We start from the raw sequence: 18,510 nt of genomic DNA, 5'->3' as shown, positions 1-18,510 counted from the left end.
GCTCCGTGCATTCGTCCGGCTAGCCTCGGCGGAGCGGACGGCGGCGGGCAGGGAGAGCCCCAGCTGGCATTGCGTGGATTGTCCTCACCTCCCGGGTAGTGCTGCACTCAAAACTGGCACTGCAAAATTTATGTTATCCGACCCCGGATCCGGCGATTCTTGGCAGGATGGAACGATGACCCACAGCGGAAACCACACCCTCATCTGGACCGGCTCCTACACGGCGGACAGCGGAGGCCACGGAGCAGGCATCGGGGCCGTATCGTCCGGCGCTGACGGGGCACTGACCTGGCTCGGGACAGCCGCAAAGGCGGATTCGCCGTCGTTCGTGGCAGTGCACCGCTCACTGCCGATGGTTTACGCCGTCGGGGAGAACGCCAAGACCGTCCAGGCGTACCGGCGCCGCGGAGAGTTCAGCCTCGAACCCGTCGGGGAGCCCTGGCCTGCGGGCGAAGCGGCCTGCCACGTCAACGTCGACCCCCATGGCAAGTTTCTGGTCGTCGCGTGCTGGGGCGACGGCCAGGTATTGCTCTACGAACTGGAGGACGACGGCGGCTTCGCCCGCCGCCTTCCGGCGGCGCCATCCAGCGACCCGCACCGGGACGAGCGCCCCAGCCGGGCCCACGCCAGCCTGGTCCTCGCAGACGGACGCATCATGACCACGGACCTGGGCCACGATCTCCTCCGCGTATGGAACTGTGTCCCCGGGACTGGCCTGGTGCTGGACCATGAGCTGGTGCTTCCGAAGGACAGCGGGCCCCGCCACCTGGTGCAGCACCCGGACGGAACGGTCTTTGTGGTCTCCGAGTATTCCATCGAAGTCTTTGCGGTCCGGGCCGCCTCGGCAGCGGGAAAGTTCGAGCTGGCCAGCCGGGGGCCCGCGACGTCCGACGGCGCCAAAGAGGGTGATTCTGCCGCCGAAATTGCGTTGTCGGCGGACGGGCGGTTCGCATATGTCGGAACCCGGGGAACCAACCGCATCAGCGTACTGGAAGTGACCTCATCCGCAGAGGGCAGCGCGCTCAGCCCGCTGGCCGATGTCCCCAGCGGCGGCGACTGGCCCCGCCACCACCTGGTCCGCGGCGAATGGCTGCACGTGGCCCATGAGCGGTCCCACGACATCACCACCTTCCGGCTGGACACCGCCACGGGTCTTCCGCATGGCCCCGTTCACCGCCTCGTTGCGGGTTCCCCCACGGCCCTGATTGTGGCAAGCTAAGCCGCAATCGACAAAGCCATTACAGCGTCAGTCATTTCCAATACGGCGTCATCACAGGGGGTGGTGGCCGGGCCTGCCTTGGCTGAGTCGGCAGTCTAACGCCGGGCCTCCCCGCCCGGACAAGCAGCGTTGCTTTGCGGAAGGTCTCACATGTTCACCGTCCCTCGCCTCCATCCGTCACGCCGTAACAGCGGGCCCGCCAAGCCAGCCCTCGCAACCGTCGCAGCGGCGGGCGCGCTCCTCCTGCTCGCCACATCGGCCCCAGCTGCCCAGGCAGCCCTGCCAACCTCAGCTCCCGCCCAAGCGGCCGTCGCCGGCAAGAGCCCCGCGCCGCCGTCGGACCCCAAACCGTCCGGCACCAAACCCTCCGGCACTAAACCGGGAACAGCGGCCCATTCGCTCCGCGCTCCGGTCTCGGACGAGAACTTCTACTTCGTCATGGCGGACAGGTTCAGCAACGCCGACGCCGGCAACGACGACGGCGGGCTGGGACCGGATCCGATGGTCTCCGGCTTCGACCCCACCCGCAAGGGCTTTTACAACGGCGGGGACCTGGCCGGCCTGCTCAACAAAATCGACTACATTCAGGGGCTGGGGACCACGGCAATCTGGCTGACGCCGAGCTTCAAAAACAAGGCGGTGCAGCGCGAGGACAACTCCGCCGGCTACCACGGCTACTGGATCACGGACTTCACCCAGATCGATCCGCACCTGGGCACCAACGCTGAGCTGAAAGCGCTTATCGACGAGGCACACTCCCGTGGCATGAAGGTCTACTTCGACATCATCACCAACCACACCGCGGACGTGATCGGCTATAAGGAGGGCGCCCGCACCGGCTACATCTCCAAGGACAAGGAGCCATACCGCACCGCAACGGGCGAACCCTTCGATGACCGGGATTTCGCCGGCAGCGCGGGCTTCCCCAAGCTCGACGCCGGGACCTCCTTCCCGTACACGCCCGTGCTTGATCCGGCGGAACAGAACCTCAAGGTTCCTGCCTGGCTCAACGACCTGACGCTCTACCACAACCGCGGCGACACCACCTTTGCCGGCGAAAACGCCTACTACGGCGACTTCTTCGGCTTGGACGACCTGTTCACCGAGCACCCCACCGTGGTGGCCGGCATGACGGAAATCTACGAGACGTGGATCCGGGACTTCGGCGTGGATGGTTTCCGCATCGACACCATGAAGCACGTCAATGACGAATTCTGGCAGCAGTTCGGTCCGGAGGTCCTGGCCTATGCCAGGGAGCACGGCAAGGACGAGTTCTTCATGTTCGGCGAGGTCTTCGACACGTCCAAGAGCTTCACCTCCCAGTTCACCACCCGCAACAAGATGCAGGCCGTGCTCGACTTCCCGTTCCAGGATGCGGCCCGGAATTTCGCCTCGCGCAGCCAGGACGCCCAGCAGCTTAAGGACTTCTTCGCCGCGGACGACTGGTACACCGATGCCGATTCCAACGTCTACCAGCTGCCCACCTTCCTGGGGAACCACGACATGGGCCGGATCGGCAGCTTCATCAGCACCGACAACCCGGACGCGAATGACGCCGAACGCGTGGCCCGCGACCAACTCGCCCATGAGCTGATGTACTTCTCCCGCGGAAACCCGGTGGTCTACTACGGCGACGAACAGGGCTTCACCGGCCCCGGCGGGGACCAGGACGCCCGCCAGACGCTGTTCGCCAGCAAGGTGCCTGACTACCTCGATGACGACCTGCTCGGCACCACCGCCACGCACGCCACCGACAACTTCAATCCCGGGCATCCCCTGTACGCCAAGATCAGCGAGCTCGCGGCGCTGGCCAAGGAGCACCCCACACTCCGGAACGGGGCGCACCAGAACCGGCACGCCTCCGACGGGGCAGGCATCTACGCGTTTTCCCGCACGGACGCCACGGACCAGCGCGAGTACGTGGTGGCGCTGAACAACAGCGAGGAACCGCAGACTGCCGCTGTTCCCACGTACATCGCCAAGCGCAACTACAGCCTCATCTACGGCGATGCCGCCGGAGAATCCAGAACTTCCGCCGACGGCAAGTTGACCGTCACAGTGCCGCCGCTTTCCGCCGTCGTCTACCAGTCCTCCGGCCGGATTCCCCGTGAGAAGACGCCGCCTGCCGTCGCGCTGCAGCCTCCGGCCTCCGCGGCCGCCACGGGCACGTCCGCCGGAGACAACGGGCGGATCCAGGTGACGGCGGACGTCCACGGCAGCTCGTTCTACGAGGTCACCTTTGAGGCCAGGACGCCCGGCGGCCAGTGGGAGCGCGTGGGCACCGACGACACCGCACCCTACCGCGTGTTCCACGACGTCACGGCGCTCGATCCGGGCACTGGGGTGGAGTACCGCGCGGTCGTCCTGAACAATGCAGGCCGCTCGTCGGTCAGCGCTGCCCGCTCCGCCGTGGTACCGGACCCGGTGCTGACCATCCAGCAGCCTGCCGAGGGCAGCACCGTGGAGGGAGACGTGGAAGTGGTGGCCACGGCGGATCCGGAAAGGGCAAGCCACGTGGTGCATTTTGAGCGCAGTATCGCGGGCGGACCATGGACGGCCATCGGATCCAATGATGACTCGTCGCCCGCCTACACGGTCATCGACGGCCTGGCGGCGCTGGACGTCGCCGATGGAACCGAAGTGCGATACCGGGCGAAGCTCAGCGGATCAAGCGTGGTGAGCAACGTACGGACGGTGGTGGTCGGCGCCACGCCGCAGCCCGACTCGGTCACCGTGGCGGGAAGCCTGAACAGCGAGATGGGCTGCCCGGGTGACTGGCAGCCCGAGTGCAGGGCCGCATTCCTGGCCTTCGATCCGGCTGACCGCCTGTGGAAGCTCACGGCCGACCTTCCGGCCGGCCGGTACGAATTCAAAGCCGCCATCAACGGCTCCTGGACTGAGAATTACGGCCAGGACGGCGCCCTGAACGGCTCCAACATCGTGCTGGATCACGACGGCGGCCCTGTCACCTTCCGGTACAGCCACACCACGCACCTGATCACGGCGGGCTAGGGACCGGGGCTCCCGCCTGCCGGGCGGGAGCCCCGGACGTCACTGCCGCATTGCGTCTTCGACAGCCGAGAGCAGGGAGTTGAACCGCTCGTCTTCCTCCAGGCTGTCGATCAGCACGGGGTCCCCGTCGGAGTTGGCCAGCGGCACCTGCCAGTTGGGGTACTGGGCCGAGGTGGTCCCGGGCTGGTTCTGCACCCGGCGTTCGCCCACCGCGTCCACCAGCGCCACACCAAGAAGGACCGACGGGGTTTGCGCGAGCAGGCGGTGCAGGGCCTCGATCCGCTCCTGTTCGCTGCCGGCATCGCCGGCTGGAAGCAGGCCCCGCTGCCTGAGCAGGTCCATCATTTTCTCCAGCTTGGCATTGTGCTCCAGGCGCTCGTCCTCGGCCGAGCGCTGCAGCAGCCCCAGCTCGTTGCGCAGCGTCACGTGGTCCCCGGCGAGGTAGCCGGCGGTTGGCGGGAGGTCGTGCGTGTTCACGCTGGAGAGCGCCTGCAGCCGGTACTTTTCAGGCGGCAGCGGCGCGTCGCCGTCGTTCTCAAACCACAGGATCGACGTGCCCAGGATGCCGCGCGCCGCGAGGTAATCCCGGACCCACGGCTCGAAGGTGCCGAGGTCCTCGCCAATGACCACGGCTCCGGCACGGTGCGCCTCCAGGGCAAGAATGCCGATCATGGCGTCGTGGTCGAACCGGACATAGGCGCCGTCCGCCGGCGAGTTTCCTTCCGGCACCCACCAGAGCCGGAAGAAGCCGAGGATGTGGTCCACCCGGATGCCGCCCGAATGCCGGAGCACCGTGGCGAGCATCTCCCGGAACGGCTTGTAGCCGGCTTCGGCAAGCCGGGTGGGGTGCCACGGCGGCTGGTGCCAGTCCTGCCCCAGCTGGTTGTACATGTCCGGCGGTGCGCCGACGCTGACGCCGGGCGCGAGGACGCCCCGGAGCGTCCAGGCATCGGAGCTCTGGAGGTCCACGCCGACAGCGAGGTCGTTGACCACGCCCAGGCGCATGCCGGCCTTGCGGGAGGCGGCCTGGGCGGCCTCGAGCTGTTCGTCGCAGAGCCACTGCAGCCAGCGGTGGAACTCGATCCGGTCCGCCAGTTCGCCCCTCAGTTTCTCCGCGAACGGCGAGCCGAGCGCAGCTGTTGGGTCGATCCACAACGGATCATCGGCGTCGAGGTCCTCACGGATGGCGCACCAGAGGGCAAAGTCGTCCAGGCCGGCGCCGGCCAACCGGCAGTACTCCTCGTACGCCCGCTGCCGTGAGGGCGAACGGCTGACACCAGATATCAGCTCAAGCGCTGCGAGCTTGGCGGCGTAGACCTTGTCCCGGTCCAGCCGCGTGGCGTCCTTGTTCAGCTTCCGCGACTGCTTCATGAGGCTGTGGACGAGGGACTGCTTCTTCGTATTCAGGTACGCCAGCTCCGGAATGGCCTCAATCCGGAGGTACAGGGGGTTGAAGAACCGGCGGGTCGACGGGGAATACGGCGACGGCTCCAGGGGCGGCACGGGATCAGCCGCGTGCAGGGGATTCACCAGCACGTAGTCGGCCCCGTGCGCGCCCGCCACCGCCGCCAGCTCGGCGAGGTCGGCAAAATCGCCCACACCCCAGGACCGTTTGGAACGGACGGAGTACAGCTGCGTCGCCAGGCCCCAGCCCCTGCGCTGCTCGAGGCCGGCAGCCGTGGCCAGCCGGGCGGGAGTCACCACCAGCGTCGACTCGGCGGCAACCCCGGCCGCTTCCGCATGCAGCGTATGCCAGCCGAGCCCGGTGTTCTGGGGCACGGCGAATGTGGCCCGGCCCGTCAGGATGCCGTCCACTTCACGTGGCTCCGCCCATTCGTCCTCCTGGACGGCGTCGAGCCGTCGCCCGTCCTCGGTGACGGCCCAGACACGGACGGATGATCCGTGCGGGACATGGACGAACACCTCCCCGAGTGTCCCCTCCTGAAGCACGACGGCGGGCGGCAGCATCCGCCGCCAGGGCGCCAGTTCCGCTTCGGCCAGTTCGTGCTCAATGAGCTGGTCAGTGTCCGCGTCGACCCCCAGCGCGGCCAGGACGTGGATCAGGGTACCGGCCGCGACCTCATACGGTTTCCCGTCCCACCCCTGGTAGGTGGTGCCCACACCGTACGCCTCAGCCAGCCAGCGCAACAGTTCGGGATTGACCGCGGTGTTGGCTGCCGGTACTTCATTGCCCAGCGGCGTTTCAGTGGGAGAGCTTTCAGGGGAATGGGTTCCAGGGGAAATCCCGTGCTGCTGGCTGGGAGCCTTCATATGTCCGCCTCGTCTGCTGTTATCGGCCCGAAACTAACGCTGCTGCCCGTCGCGGCCGGCCGCTTTCAGCGCCCCCGCAACTGCTGGTTCCGATTATTGCAGGCTGCGCCGGTTCCATGGCTCAAGCCGGAGCGACTCAAGCGGCAGTGCAGGCCTTCTGCAGTTCCTGGACCGATTCGCCGGGAACCTGGTCGCCGGCCTGCGCGATCGCCTTCAGGGGACCGGTGATTTCGGCCGGCACGCCTGCCGTCTCCGCGCCGGCGACAAGGCCCGTCAGTGCAGCCTTGTCCGAGGCGCTCACCAGGCCGTCCTCGATCAGCTTGCAGATCTGGCCCTTCACCTGCTCGGCCGCCGCGTTGGCAACTTGTGACGCCGCCGAGCTCGCCGCGTTCTGTGCTGCTTCCTCAGCCTGGGCGCAGCCCGTCAGCAGGACGGCGGCGGAAAGCATGGACATGGCAAGGAGGCTGCGTTTCATGTTTCCACCCTAACAAGGCCGGTTTCGACGCAGCTCAACACTCCGTTCCTGACAACGGTGTCTGGGCGCAGGGAAATTCTTTCCTAGGGGAACGAAGACTGGAAATTCAGGCGCAGGGATCCGTTGACTTGTCTTGCGGACATCCCCTAGCGTTCCACTCACTGACAACGTTGTCTAACCGCCCGGGAGTTTGAGGTAAGGGCAGAAGGCACGCGCGATGAAGGGCGACCCCAGCACAATGCATCAGAAAAAAATCAGCAGCCTCCAATTATGTACCGCGCTGACCGTGGCAGGGCTCAGCCTGGCCGCGGTTCTGGCCGGAGCAGGAACAGCCACGGCCGCAGGGACTGCCGGCGACGAGCAGTTCCGGCCGGCCTACCACTACACGCCGCAGCAGAACTGGATGAACGATCCCAACGGAATGGTGTTCTACAAGGGCGTCTACCACCTCTATTACCAGCACAATCCTTTCGGCAACCAGTGGGGCAACATGTCCTGGGGCCATGCCACCTCTACGGACCTCGTGCACTGGAAAGAGCAGCCACTGGCCATCGCCACGGACGACCAGCAGGACATCTTCTCCGGCAGCGTCGTGGTGGACAAAAACAACACCTCTGGCCTCGGCACAGCAGAGAACCCTCCCCTGGTGGCCATCTTCACCAGCGCCTACAAGGATGCCTCGCCCTACAGGGGGCTGCAGGCGCAGTCCCTCGCGTACAGCGTGGATGAGGGCCGGACCTGGACCAAGTACAGCGGCAACCCGGTACTCAACCGCAACTCCGCCAACTTCCGCGACCCGAAAGTGTTCTGGTACGACTCCCCCGGCGGGGGCGGCTACTGGGTGATGGCCGCCGTCGAAGCCACGGAGCACAAGGTCCTGCTGTACAAATCCGGCAACCTCAAGGACTGGACACAGCTCAGCGAGTTTGGCCCGGCCAATGCCACGGGCGGCCTGTGGGAATGCCCGGACCTGTTTCCGCTTGCCGTCGACGGCGACCCCGCGAACGTCAAATGGGTGATGGTGGTGAACATCAACCCCGGAGGCGTGGCCGGAGGCTCGGCCGGGCAGTACTTCGTGGGCAATTTCGACGGCACCACCTTCACGTCGGAAACCACGAAGCCCGGTGGCGCGTTGCCCGCAGGCACATCCCTGGCAGGCTTCAATGACGGCACGTACAACGGCTGGACGGTCAGCAACGAACCCGGCAACCTGAAAGAGGGGCCGTTCGCCGGAGCCCCGGCCTCCGGCACGCTCGCCGGCCAGAACCCCGTCACCGGCTTTGCCGGCGCCGGGCTGGTCAATTCGTTCAACGACGGCGACTGGCCGGTGGGATCAATGGACTCCCCCGAATTCACGGTCGACAGCGACTACCTGAACTTCCTCGTGGGCGGCGGCCAGCACCCGCGGGTTTCGGACAAGCTGGACAACACCCCGCCGCCCGGGGACCTGCTGTTCAACGGCTTTGAGGTCCCGGACGGATCCACGCTGGCCGACGCCGGATGGGCAGGAACCGGGGACCTGGAACCCCGGTTCCAGCCGGCAACCGCCGGAGGCGACTTCTATATCGGCGCCAAACGGATCAACACGTTTGAGACGGGCGGGGCACCCGGCGACGACAGGCAGGGAACCCTGACGTCGCCGTCGTTCACGGTAAACCGGAACTTCATGAGCATGCTGGTGGGCGGCGGACACCGCACGGCAGGTTCCGGGCAGACGCTGGAAGTCCAGCTGCTGGTGAACGGCACCGTGGTGCGCACCCTCGCCGGGGACGACGCGGGCGCCCTGAACTGGAAGGGCTGGGACGTGTCCGAATTCGCGGGACAGCAGGCACAGCTGCGGGTCGTGGACCAGGCCACAGGCGGGTGGGGACACCTCACGCTGGACCACGTCATGCTGACGGACCAGGCCGCAGTGCCCCGTTCCGACGAGACCACCGTCAACCTCGTAGTGGACGGCAAGGTGGTCCGTACAGCCACCGGGGCCAACAGTGAGGTCCTGGACTGGGCTTCGTGGAACGTTGCCGAGTTCCGGGGGCGGAAGGCCAGCATCCGCGTCGTGGACAACAACCGCTTCGGGTGGGGCCACATCCTGGCGGACGAGTTCATCGCCTCGCCGCGGCCGGCCACGCCGAGGCTGCAGACCTATGACTGGCTGGATTATGGCCGGGACTACTACGCGTCCGTGTCCTTCAGCAACATGCCTCAGGACAAGCGCGTCATGCTCGGCTGGATGAACAACTGGGACTACGCCAACAGCATCCCCACCTCGCCGTGGCGCAGCGCCATGTCGCTGCCCCGCGAAGTGGCACTGACGCAGACGGCCGACGGTCCGCGCCTGACGCAAAAGGCGGTCCAGCAGGTGGATGGCCTGGGCACAAAAGAAACCTACGCGGAAAAACGCGCCCGGAACATTCCGGCCGGCACCCATCCGCTGCCGTCCGCCGCGTGGGGCGACGTCCAGCGGATCGACGTGACCTTCTCCCCCGGCTCAGCGTCGAAGGCCGGGATCACGGTGCTGGGGAACGGCGGCAAATCGACCATCATCGGCTATGACAAGGCCGCCGGAGAGCTGTACGTGGACCGGAGCAACTCCGGCAGCACGGACTTCCATCCGCTCTTTGCCTCGGTTGAGTCCGCCCCGGTGACCGTGGATGGCAGCGGCAACGTGACGCTGCGGATCTATGTCGACCGGTCCTCCGTGGAGGTCTTTGCCCAGAACGGCCTGCGCACCATCACGGACCAGGTCTTCCCGGAACAGGCCGCTTTCCAGCAGGACGCCAACCAGGTGGCGCTCTTTGCCGAAGGCGGCACCGCCCGGCTGAAGTCGCTGTCTGTCACGCCGCTCAGCCAGTCCATGTTCCAGGCAGCCCAGTTGCCGGCCAGGAACGGGAAGTAGAGGCCAGGCTGCAGCCGGTCTAGTGGACCGGCTGCAGCCAGGTCAGCACCGAGCCGTCCTCCTCGATATGGTCCGCGAGCTCCCCGTTGAACCGGGCGCCGTAGTCGGCGGAAATGTGCTCCTGGAACGCTGCATCGTCCTGATAGACCTCGAACACGAAATACTCCCTGGGATTGTTTTCCCGGGTGTACGGCAGGAAGAGCTGGTTGCCCGGCTCGTTGCGAACCTGCTCGGTGAGCTCGCGCATCATCTCGGCAACGCGTGCTTCACTGCCGGGCTTGACCGTGAATTCGGCGTAGAGCGTCTTGGTCATGAGTTCTCCTGTTGGTGGGTGTTGGCGTGCAGGGGTCTAGTCAGTCGGAAGGTTTATTCAGCCGGGCGGTTCATTCAGCCGGTCGCAGTTCGCCGGAGCCGCGGGTAATGAGCTCGGAGGGGACCACGTAGGTTTCCGGAGCGCTGTGGTCACCGTCGATCCTGGCCAGCAGACGCTCGGCGGCCAGTTTCCCGATCCGGTCGGGGTGCTGCGCGATGACGGTAACGCCCGGTTCCATCATGTCCGCCAGGGTGAAGTCGTCGAAGCCGACGAGGGCAACGCGCTTGTTCAGCCCGAGTTCCTTCAGGGCCCGCATCACGCCGAACGTCACCAGGTTCTGGCTTGAGAAAATGGCCGTGGGCGGGTCTTCGCCATTGAAGAGCTCCAGGGTGGCCAGGCGTGCCGACTCCTCGTCGTGCAGCCCTTCGCGGACCGGAACCGAGGACGCCGGTATCCCTGCGCGGCCGAGTTCCTCGGTGAAGCCGCGGCGCCGCTCACGGGCCGTCTGGATGTCGGCGCGGTCGCCGAGGTACGCGATGCGGGTGTGGCCGTGCGAGATCAGGTGGGAAGCGGCCTTGGCGGCGCCGACAGCGTTGTCCGTCACCACCGCGTCCGCCTCGATGCCTACGGGTTCGCGGTCGATGAAGACGATGGGCAGGTCGCGGGAGTGCTCGGGAATGACATAGGCCTGGCTCTTGGCGATAGGGGTGAGCACCAGCCCGTCCACGCGCCTGCCGAGGAACGCCGTCACCAGCGCCCTCTCCCGCTCGGCGTCATCGTCCAGGCTTGCCGCGAAGACCGCGATTCCGCGGACAGCCAGGGCATCCTCCATGGCGCGGTGGATCTCGCTGCTGAACGGGTTGGCGACGCTCGGCAACAGGAGCCCGATGGAGAGCGTCTGCCGGCCGGAGCGGCGCAGGCTGCCTGCTGCCATATCCAACTGGTAATTCAGCTGCTGCGATGCGCCAAGCACGCGCTGCCGGGTGGCTTCCGAAACGCCTGGCTCGTCGTTCATCACCCGCGACACCGTCTTAATCCCGACGCCGGCCAGCGCGGCGACGTGGCGCATGGTGGGCCGGCTCTTCGCCCCCTCGGGCTGGTAACGATTCGACATCGTTGTCATTAATCCATCCTTCATCAATGCATTTGCCTTGACTCTACCTTGTGACGTTGGTTACATGACTCCTGACAACGTTGTCAGCACGGACCAATTTCAGCACAGACCAGTTAAAGACCAGTTACACCAAATGCCCCGAAACCAGGAGATTCAATGTTGAGTTCCAAAGCCCCGCGGACATTCACCCACCGCCTGCTCGCCGCCGGTGCAGTCCTGACCCTCGGCACGCTCAGCCTCACCGCCTGCGGCGGCAGTTCCACCGCCAACTCCTCCGCCGGAGGCTCCTCCTCGGAAAAGGTCGGCGTTTCCCTGATCGTGAAGACCACGTCCAACCCCTTCTTCGTCTCCATGCAGGACGGAGCAAAGAAAGCCGCCGAGGCAGGCGGCGTCGATCTCAAGCTCGCCGCCGGCAAGGCCGACGGTGATGAGGACACCCAGATCCAGGCCATCGAAAACGCCATCTCCAAAGGCGACAAAGGCATCCTGATCACGCCCAACGGCCCGTCCGTCGTCGACGCACTGAAGAAGGCCAAGGACGCCGGCCTGTTCGTCATCGCCCTGGACACTCCGCCGGACCCTGCAGACGCCGCGGACATCACTTTCGCCACGGACAACTTCGCCGCCGGTGAGCTGATCGGCAAGTGGACGGCGGCGCAGCTGGACGGCAAGAAGGCCACCATTGCCCTCATCGACCTGTTCGACGACAAGGTGGTCTCGGTGGACTACAACCGCGACCAGGGCTTCCTCACCGGGCTCGGCATCGACACCGCGGACAAGAAGAAGAACGGCGACGAAGCCAAGACCGGCAAGTACACGGGCGGCAAGGGCGGCGACTACGAGATCGTCGGCAGCCAGGCCTCCCAGGGCGCGGAGGACGGCGGGCGCACGGCCATGGAGACCCTGCTCGCCAAGAACCCGAACATCAACGTCGTCTACACCATCAACGAGCCCGCCGCTGCAGGAGCCTTCGAGGCGCTGAAGTCCGCCGGCAAGGAAAAGGACGTCCTGGTGGTCTCGGTCGACGGCGGCTGCACCGGCGTCGACAACGTCAAGTCAGGAATCATCGGCGCCACCGCCCAGCAGTACCCGGTCAAGATGGCCGAGCTCGGAGTCAAGGCCATCGTCGACCTCGCCAAGACCGGCCAGAAGCCGTCCAACTCCGAAGGCCTGGACTTCTTCAACACTGGAGTGGAACTCGTGACGGACAAGGCCGCCGACGGCGTCAAGAGCATCACGACGTCGGACGCGTCCCAGATCTGCTGGGGCAAGTAGCCGGACATGACAGGAGCAAACATGACCCAGCAACAGACGGCCGGTCCGCCCGCCACCGGGCACGGCGACCTGGCCGAGGAATTCCTCGACCGCCAGACCACGCTCGGCCGGGTCCGCAACGTCCTCCACCGGTATCCCGCCCTCAGCCCGGCCATCGTGCTGCTCGTGGCGGTGGTGGTCTTCGGCCTCCTCAACGACCGGTTCCTGCGGTTCGAAAACCTCTCCCTGATCACCCAGCAGGTCTCCGTGGTGGGAACCTTGGCGATCGCGCAGACACTCATCATCCTCACCGCGGGAATCGACCTTTCCGTCGGTGCCGTCATGATCCTCTCATCCATGGTGGTGGCGCAGCTCGCCGTGGGCGGCGGCATTCCCGCCCCGCTCGCCCTGCTGACCGGGCTCGTGGTGGGCCTCGGAGCCGGCGCCCTCAACGGCTTCCTCGTCACCAGGTTCAAGCTTCCGCCGTTTATCGTCACCCTCGGGACGCTCAACATCTTCATCGCCGTCACGCTGCTGTACTCCGGCGGTTCCACCGTCCGCGGATCCAGCATGCCCGCCCTGCTCACCTGGACCGGCAGCACGTTCCCCCTGGGACCGGTGCGCATCTCCACCGGGGTGGTCATGATGCTCCTGCTCTACGTCGCGGTGGCCTTCATCCTGGGCAAGACGGCCTGGGGTCGGCACGTCTACGCCGTCGGTGACGACAAGGAAGCTGCCCGCCTGGCCGGCATTCCCGTCAACCGGGTCCTCATGAGTGTCTACCTCGCCGCCGGAGCCGTCCTGGCCATGGGTGCCTGGCTTCAGATCGGCCGGACGAACGCAGCCAGCCCGAACGCGGGGGTGGACCTGAATCTCGACTCCATTACCGCCGTCGTGATTGGCGGAACCAGCCTCTTCGGCGGCCGCGGCTCCGTCTGGGGTACCCTCCTCGGCGCGCTGATCGTGGGCGTCTTCCGCAACGGCCTGTCCCTGGCCGGACTCGACGTCCTGTACCAGACCCTCGCCGTCGGCGTCCTCATCATCCTCGCTGTGTCCATCGACCAGTGGATCCGAAAGGTGAAATCATGACCGCCACTGACATGCAGCCAGCCGGCACCGAGGTCCGCCAGCCGATCCTCCAGGCCAGGAACCTCGTCAAGACCTTCGGACGCGTGGTGGGCCTGGACGGCGTCAGCCTGGACCTTTACCCGGGCGAGGTCCTGGCGGTCATCGGCGACAATGGGGCCGGCAAATCCACCCTCATCAAATGCCTCACGGGCGCCGAGGTGCCCGACTCCGGCGAGCTGAAGGTGTCCGGGCAGGCCGTGCATTTCCGGCGGCCGCAGGACGCCCGCGCCCACGGCATCGAAACCGTCTACCAGAACCTCGCGGTGTCGCCGGCGCTGGACGTCGCTTCCAACCTGTTCCTGGGCCGCGAGGAACGGCTGGCCGGCCCGCTGGGCAAGCTCTTCCGCGTCCTGGATACCAAGGGCATGCGACGCAAGGCGAAGGAGGAGCTGACCCGGCTGGGCATCTCGACACTCCAGGATGTGACCGTGCCGGTGGAGAACCTGTCCGGCGGCCAGCGCCAGGCGGTGGCCGTGGCCCGCGCCGCGGCGTTCGGCTCGAAGGTGGTGGTCCTGGACGAACCCACCGCGGCCCTCGGCGTCCGGGAATCCAACCAGGTCCTGCAGCTGGTCCGCGACCTGCGGGACAGGGGGCTGCCGGTGATCCTGATCAGCCACAACATGCCGCACGTGTTTGACGTGGCGGACCGGATCCACATTCAGCGGTTGGGCAAGTGCGCTGCCACCATCACCCCGCAGTCCCACAGCATGACTGATGCCGTGGCCATCATGACGGGCGCCGCCACCGCCTGACCACAGGCAACACCCAACCACCCCAATACCCAGCACCAACCTCCGTCCGCGGGCCGAAGCCGGTCCGCGGACGGCTCCCTGAAAGGCCCCACCGTGATCCCCATCTCCAACGCAGGCACCAGCAGTTCCGGAACCGCCAACCTCGCATCCCGGACGGCAACGGCGGAAGTCATTGTCGTCGGTGAAGCGCTGGTCGATGTCGTTGCATCCCCCGACGGAACCGTCGAGCACCCCGGCGGATCGCCGTCGAACGTTGCCTACGGGCTGGGCCTGCTCGGCATCCGGACCGCGCTCCTCACCTCCATCGGCGACGACGACCGCGGCCAGGCCATCGAGGCGCACCTGCAGCGCGCCGGCGTCGCACTCCTGCCCGGCTCCAGGACACCGGGGAGGACGGCGACGGCCACCGCCACACTGGCTGCCGACGGCTCGGCCACCTACGACTTCGACATCCGCTGGGATTTGCCGCAAGCGGCACCGGCGTCCCTTCCCAAGGTGCTCCACACCGGCTCGATCGCCACCTTTCTGGCACCGGGGGCGGCGGCGGTCCGGACCCTCCTGGAACGGGCGCACCGCGAATGCCTGGTGACCTATGACCCCAACGTGCGCCCGGCACTGCTTGGCAGCCAGGCCGAAGCCCGGACGATGTTTGAAGAGCTGGTTCCGCTCACCGACGTGGTCAAGCTGAGCGACGAGGATTCCCGCTGGCTGTACCCCGGCCGGCAGCTTGAGGATGCTGCCGCCCGGATCCTGGAGCTGGGTGCGGGACTCGCGGTGGTCACCCGCGGCTCCGAAGGGTCGCTGCTGGCCACACCGGAGCTGCAGCTGGAGGTGCCGGCCGTCCGGTCCACGGTGGCCGACACCATCGGCGCCGGCGATTCGTACATGGCGGCGCTGATCTATGGACTGCTGGCGCGCGGATCGGACGGCCTGGCCCCGGCCGTGCTGGAAACACTGGGCCGCACTGCCTCGAAGGCAGCCGCGATCACCGTTGGCCGGCCGGGAGCCAACCCGCCCACGGTGGCCGAGCTTCTGGCCGACCTGTCCGAGGACGCGGTTGTCCTTACCGGCTCTGCGGCGGGCGCTTCCGTACACTGACTCCCATGGCATGCCGTATCAGCGAACTTGTCCTCGACTGCGCCGACCCCGAACTCCTCGCGCGGTTCTGGTGCGAGGTGCTCGGCTACGTCGAACTTGACCGGGAGGACGGTGCGATCGAGATCGGCCCGCCCGACGCCGGGTTCGGCGGCCTGCAGCCCACCATCATCCTGAGCCCCAGCAGCGATTCGCGGAGAGGAAAGCTCCCGCTGCACATCGACGTCAATCCCGTCGACCGGGACCAGGACGCCGAGCTGGAACGGCTGCTCGCGATCGGAGCCCGTCCCGCCGACGTCGGGCAGACCGGCGACGAGCAGTGGCACGTCCTGGCCGACCCTGAAGGCAACGAGTTCTGCCTCCTGCGCCGGCGGTTGGAGCCCATCCAGTCCTAGGTGCGACGGGCTGCAACAGCCGCGGCACGCCGGCACCGGGCGCTTTTCCGCCGCCCCTGCAAACCCGCTGCACCCCACAGCAGCAGGAAGGCAGCCACCAGCAGCAGACCGGCATCACCCAGGTCTATGCTGCCCAGCCAGGCAGTTACGGGGTCCTCCAGCCTGAACGCCTCATTGAAAAAGCTGCCGAGGGTTATCAGGGCAACGAAGAGTGCGGACAGGGCCGAGAGCCCGGTGATGACGGCGTTGAACCCGAGCTTCCGCAAGGGATCGTGGATGGCCGATCTGTACATCCGCATCATGGCAACGCCATTCGTCGTGTCGCACAGGGTCATGGCTGCGGTGAAAGCGAGTGGCAGGGCCAGCAGCGCTGCGGGCGAAACGCCCACCAGGGAAGCCGCCGTCGTCATCATCAGGAGTCCGATGGTGGTGGCCGTATCAAAACCGAGCCCGAACAGGAACCCGATCACGTACACGTTCCTGGGCCGACGCACTTTTGACAGAGGCCGGGCCATAAGGCGGGCTATAAAGCCCTTGGCTTCGAGCTCGCCGGGCAGCACTGTTCCGCCGCCGCGGACCCTGCGGTAGGACCTGGCGGCACTGAGAAACGCCGAGCCGTTGAAGATCCCCATGGTTAGCAGGAAGAGGCCGGATGCGCCGCTGCCGATCAGCCCCAGGGCAAGGTTGCCTGTGCTGCCCTCGGTCATGAACCTCCCCGCCAGCGACACTCCCGAAACCACCAGGGCACCGGCCAGGATCACCACGGAACTGTGCCCCAGGCTGAAGGCGAATCCCACGCTTATGGGATCCTGCCGCTGGGCTACGAACTTGCGGGTGGAGTTGTCGATTGCGGCGATGTGGTCCCAGTCGTAGCTGTGCTTGATCCCGGCCAGGTAGGCCGTGAGCACGAGCCCGGACGCCAGCGGCTGCCCCGATGCTGCGGTGCCGGCAACCAGGAGCACGGCGGTGGCAAGGTGCAGGAGGCCCACCGCAGTGAACGTGGCCAGCAGCCGCGTCCGGAGCGGCAACTGCTCACGCTCGCGGTACATGGCGGCGACCTGGGTCAGGGCACGCATCAGTACTTCCTCAGGTTCAGGGGCGCCTGGCTGTACCAGCGCTGACGGAGAAGGTTGCCGCAGCCACCCAACAGGGCATTGAGTTTCTCGGTGCTGTGGGACAGGGACCGGAGCACCAGCGCTGTGATGCCGTCCATTGTGGCACCGAGCGAAACCCCCGTGTAGGCGTCGAACCCTGCCGCCAGCCGGTGCAGTTCGTCAGCGAGCGCCTGGTCCACGCGGGCATCCACCACCACCAGCGAACCAAGGTGGCTGTAGCCTTCCATGAAGCCCGTGCCGGTGACGTCATCGAGCGGCGGGCGGACCAGCAGGTTGTCCAGGGCGAGCAGCCTGGTTCCCCCGTTTGCCTCGACGTGGATCTCGTTGCGGAGCCGCAACTCCTCGTACCGGAAGGAGCCCCCGTCGGGGGACCACCCCGGGGTGATGACCTCTGCCATTACCAGGCTCGACGTCGGGCGCACCGTGATGTGGGTGTTCTGCCGGTAGCTCGCCTCCCGGTAGGCGATGATCTGGTCCGGCACCAGCTCCAGCCGGGACCCCTCGCCGAGCCGGATGGCCATCCGCTGCTCCGCGAATGAACCCGGAGTGCGGTAGATCTTCGTGGCGGACTGCGTGGTGAGCAGCAGGTCGGCCCCGTCCCCCACCTCCACATCCATCAGGTAGAGATCGGCTCCAAGGTAGGCGCCGCCCGGATTCACCACGACGTAGCAGACCTGCCCAGACTCGTCCAAGTAATGCGGCCGCAAAACCCGCAGGGCGCCCCGGTGAAACTGATGCGCCGCGAAGGACCGGCCGGCACGCTCGGCGATGCGCAAAGCGAGTTCCCCCATTGGTACCGGGCCGGCTGAGGCGGCGCGGCCGGCGGGTGGCACTCTCGCCGTCGTGGTCATTCGGCCAGGTCGAGCATCAGGACGTCACGCCTTATCCAGTTGATGACGTGCTCGAGGCCTTCGTCGGTTTTGAGGTTGGTGAAGCAGAAGGGTTTGGTGCCGCGGAATTCCTTGGAGTCGCGTTCCATGATGGCGAGGTCGGCGCCCACGTGCGGGGCGAGGTCTGTCTTGTTGATGATGAAGAGGTCGGACTTGATCATGCCCTGGCCGGCCTTGCGCGGGATCTTCTCCCCCTGGGCGACGTCGATGATGTAGATCGAGAAGTCCACCAGCTCGGGGCTGAAGGTGGCGGAGAGGTTGTCGCCGCCGGATTCCACGAAGATCACCTGCAGGTCCGGGTGCCGCTGCCTGAGCTCCTCGACGGCTGCCGTGTTCATGGACGTGTCTTCGCGGATGGCGGTGTGCGGGCAGCCGCCGGTTTCGACGCCGATGATGCGGTCCTCGGGCAGGATGCCATTGGCGGCCAAAATTTTGGCGTCCTCGATCGTGTAGATGTCGTTGGTGATCGCGGCCATGGAGATCTCTGCGCTCATGTGGCGCGTGAGCCGCTCCACGAGTTGGGTTTTGCCGGCGCCGACCGGGCCGCCGATGCCGATCTTGATGGGTTCAGTCATCTTGTC

At 66.5% G+C, this 18,510-nt stretch carries 15 protein-coding genes; 8 read left to right on the top strand and 7 right to left on the bottom strand.

Annotated features, from left to right (window positions below):
* The first annotated feature begins 175 nt into the window (after window positions 1-175).
* Window positions 176-1,219, top strand: a complete 1,044-nt coding sequence (locus ACFTR6_RS09605) for a lactonase family protein (RefSeq protein ID WP_377957730.1) — start codon at window positions 176-178, stop codon at window positions 1,217-1,219.
* Between the two features lie 150 nt (window positions 1,220-1,369).
* Window positions 1,370-4,231, top strand: coding sequence for an alpha-amylase family glycosyl hydrolase (locus tag ACFTR6_RS09600; protein WP_377957729.1), 2,862 nt, complete (start codon window positions 1,370-1,372; stop codon window positions 4,229-4,231).
* 39 nt (window positions 4,232-4,270) lie between these two features.
* Here ACFTR6_RS09600 and malQ read toward each other — a convergent pair whose 3' ends face one another.
* Together malQ and ACFTR6_RS09590 are read right to left on the bottom strand one after the other, a co-directional pair.
* Window positions 4,271-6,502 (bottom strand): 4-alpha-glucanotransferase, encoded by a 2,232-nt coding sequence (malQ, locus tag ACFTR6_RS09595; protein WP_377957728.1) that lies wholly within the window; start codon window positions 6,500-6,502, stop codon window positions 4,271-4,273.
* A gap of 136 nt (window positions 6,503-6,638) precedes the next feature.
* The gene (locus ACFTR6_RS09590) at window positions 6,639-6,977 is read right to left on the bottom strand and encodes a hypothetical protein (protein ID WP_087873120.1); all 339 of its coding nucleotides are present in this window, start codon (window positions 6,975-6,977) and stop codon (window positions 6,639-6,641) included.
* A 238-nt stretch (window positions 6,978-7,215) separates the two neighbouring features.
* On the opposite strand from ACFTR6_RS09590, the gene ACFTR6_RS09585 reads away from it, so the two are divergent.
* The gene (locus ACFTR6_RS09585) at window positions 7,216-9,873 is read left to right on the top strand and encodes a GH32 C-terminal domain-containing protein (RefSeq protein ID WP_377957727.1); all 2,658 of its coding nucleotides are present in this window, start codon (window positions 7,216-7,218) and stop codon (window positions 9,871-9,873) included.
* Between the two features lie 19 nt (window positions 9,874-9,892).
* Here ACFTR6_RS09585 and ACFTR6_RS09580 read toward each other — a convergent pair whose 3' ends face one another.
* Together ACFTR6_RS09580 and ACFTR6_RS09575 are read right to left on the bottom strand one after the other, a co-directional pair.
* Window positions 9,893-10,186 carry a putative quinol monooxygenase gene (locus ACFTR6_RS09580; RefSeq protein ID WP_377957726.1) on the bottom strand — a complete coding sequence of 98 codons (294 nt, stop codon included), beginning with the start codon at window positions 10,184-10,186 and terminating at the stop codon, window positions 9,893-9,895.
* Between the two features lie 70 nt (window positions 10,187-10,256).
* A complete protein-coding gene (locus tag ACFTR6_RS09575) occupies window positions 10,257-11,255 on the bottom strand; it encodes a LacI family DNA-binding transcriptional regulator (RefSeq protein WP_377957821.1) in 999 nt (332 codons plus the stop codon).
* 201 nt (window positions 11,256-11,456) lie between these two features.
* Here ACFTR6_RS09575 and ACFTR6_RS09570 point away from each other — a divergent pair, with 201 nt between their 5' ends.
* The 5 genes from ACFTR6_RS09570 to ACFTR6_RS09550 all read left to right on the top strand — a co-directional run bounded on the left by ACFTR6_RS09570 (window position 11,457) and on the right by ACFTR6_RS09550 (window position 15,924).
* Window positions 11,457-12,575: a substrate-binding domain-containing protein gene (locus ACFTR6_RS09570; protein ID WP_076799118.1), complete on the top strand. Its 1,119-nt coding sequence runs from the start codon at window positions 11,457-11,459 to the stop codon at window positions 12,573-12,575.
* A 21-nt stretch (window positions 12,576-12,596) separates the two neighbouring features.
* Window positions 12,597-13,643: an ABC transporter permease gene (locus tag ACFTR6_RS09565; RefSeq protein ID WP_377957724.1), complete on the top strand. Its 1,047-nt coding sequence runs from the start codon at window positions 12,597-12,599 to the stop codon at window positions 13,641-13,643.
* A complete protein-coding gene (locus ACFTR6_RS09560; protein WP_377957723.1) occupies window positions 13,640-14,434 on the top strand; it encodes an ATP-binding cassette domain-containing protein in 795 nt (264 codons plus the stop codon). The genes ACFTR6_RS09565 and ACFTR6_RS09560 overlap by 4 nt, the downstream gene beginning before the upstream one ends.
* A gap of 93 nt (window positions 14,435-14,527) precedes the next feature.
* A complete protein-coding gene (locus tag ACFTR6_RS09555; protein WP_083706252.1) occupies window positions 14,528-15,532 on the top strand; it encodes a carbohydrate kinase in 1,005 nt (334 codons plus the stop codon).
* 5 nt (window positions 15,533-15,537) lie between these two features.
* The gene (locus ACFTR6_RS09550; RefSeq protein ID WP_377957722.1) at window positions 15,538-15,924 is read left to right on the top strand and encodes a VOC family protein; all 387 of its coding nucleotides are present in this window, start codon (window positions 15,538-15,540) and stop codon (window positions 15,922-15,924) included.
* Here the strand turns inward: ACFTR6_RS09550 and ACFTR6_RS09545 are convergent.
* From ACFTR6_RS09545 to ureG, 3 genes are read right to left on the bottom strand one after another with little or no spacing between them, the layout of a single operon-like run.
* Entirely contained in the window at window positions 15,921-17,000 is a 1,080-nt protein-coding gene (locus ACFTR6_RS09545) for a HoxN/HupN/NixA family nickel/cobalt transporter (RefSeq protein WP_377957721.1), read from the bottom strand. The genes ACFTR6_RS09550 and ACFTR6_RS09545 overlap by 4 nt on opposite strands.
* Window positions 17,000-17,890: an urease accessory protein UreD gene (locus ACFTR6_RS09540; protein ID WP_377957720.1), complete on the bottom strand. Its 891-nt coding sequence runs from the start codon at window positions 17,888-17,890 to the stop codon at window positions 17,000-17,002. The genes ACFTR6_RS09545 and ACFTR6_RS09540 overlap by 1 nt, the downstream gene beginning before the upstream one ends.
* Complete coding sequence (gene ureG, locus ACFTR6_RS09535; RefSeq protein WP_377957718.1) at window positions 17,887-18,504, bottom strand: urease accessory protein UreG; 618 nt, start codon at window positions 18,502-18,504, stop codon at window positions 17,887-17,889. The genes ACFTR6_RS09540 and ureG overlap by 4 nt, the downstream gene beginning before the upstream one ends.
* Window positions 18,505-18,510 lie beyond the last annotated feature (6 nt).

It is taken from the genome of Arthrobacter sp. NPDC057009 (assembly GCF_042673905.1).
Lineage (GTDB): Bacteria > Actinomycetota > Actinomycetes > Actinomycetales > Micrococcaceae > Arthrobacter.
The sequence above is the reverse complement of the archived record's forward strand: the minus strand, read 5'-3'. Positions and strand labels throughout refer to the sequence as shown.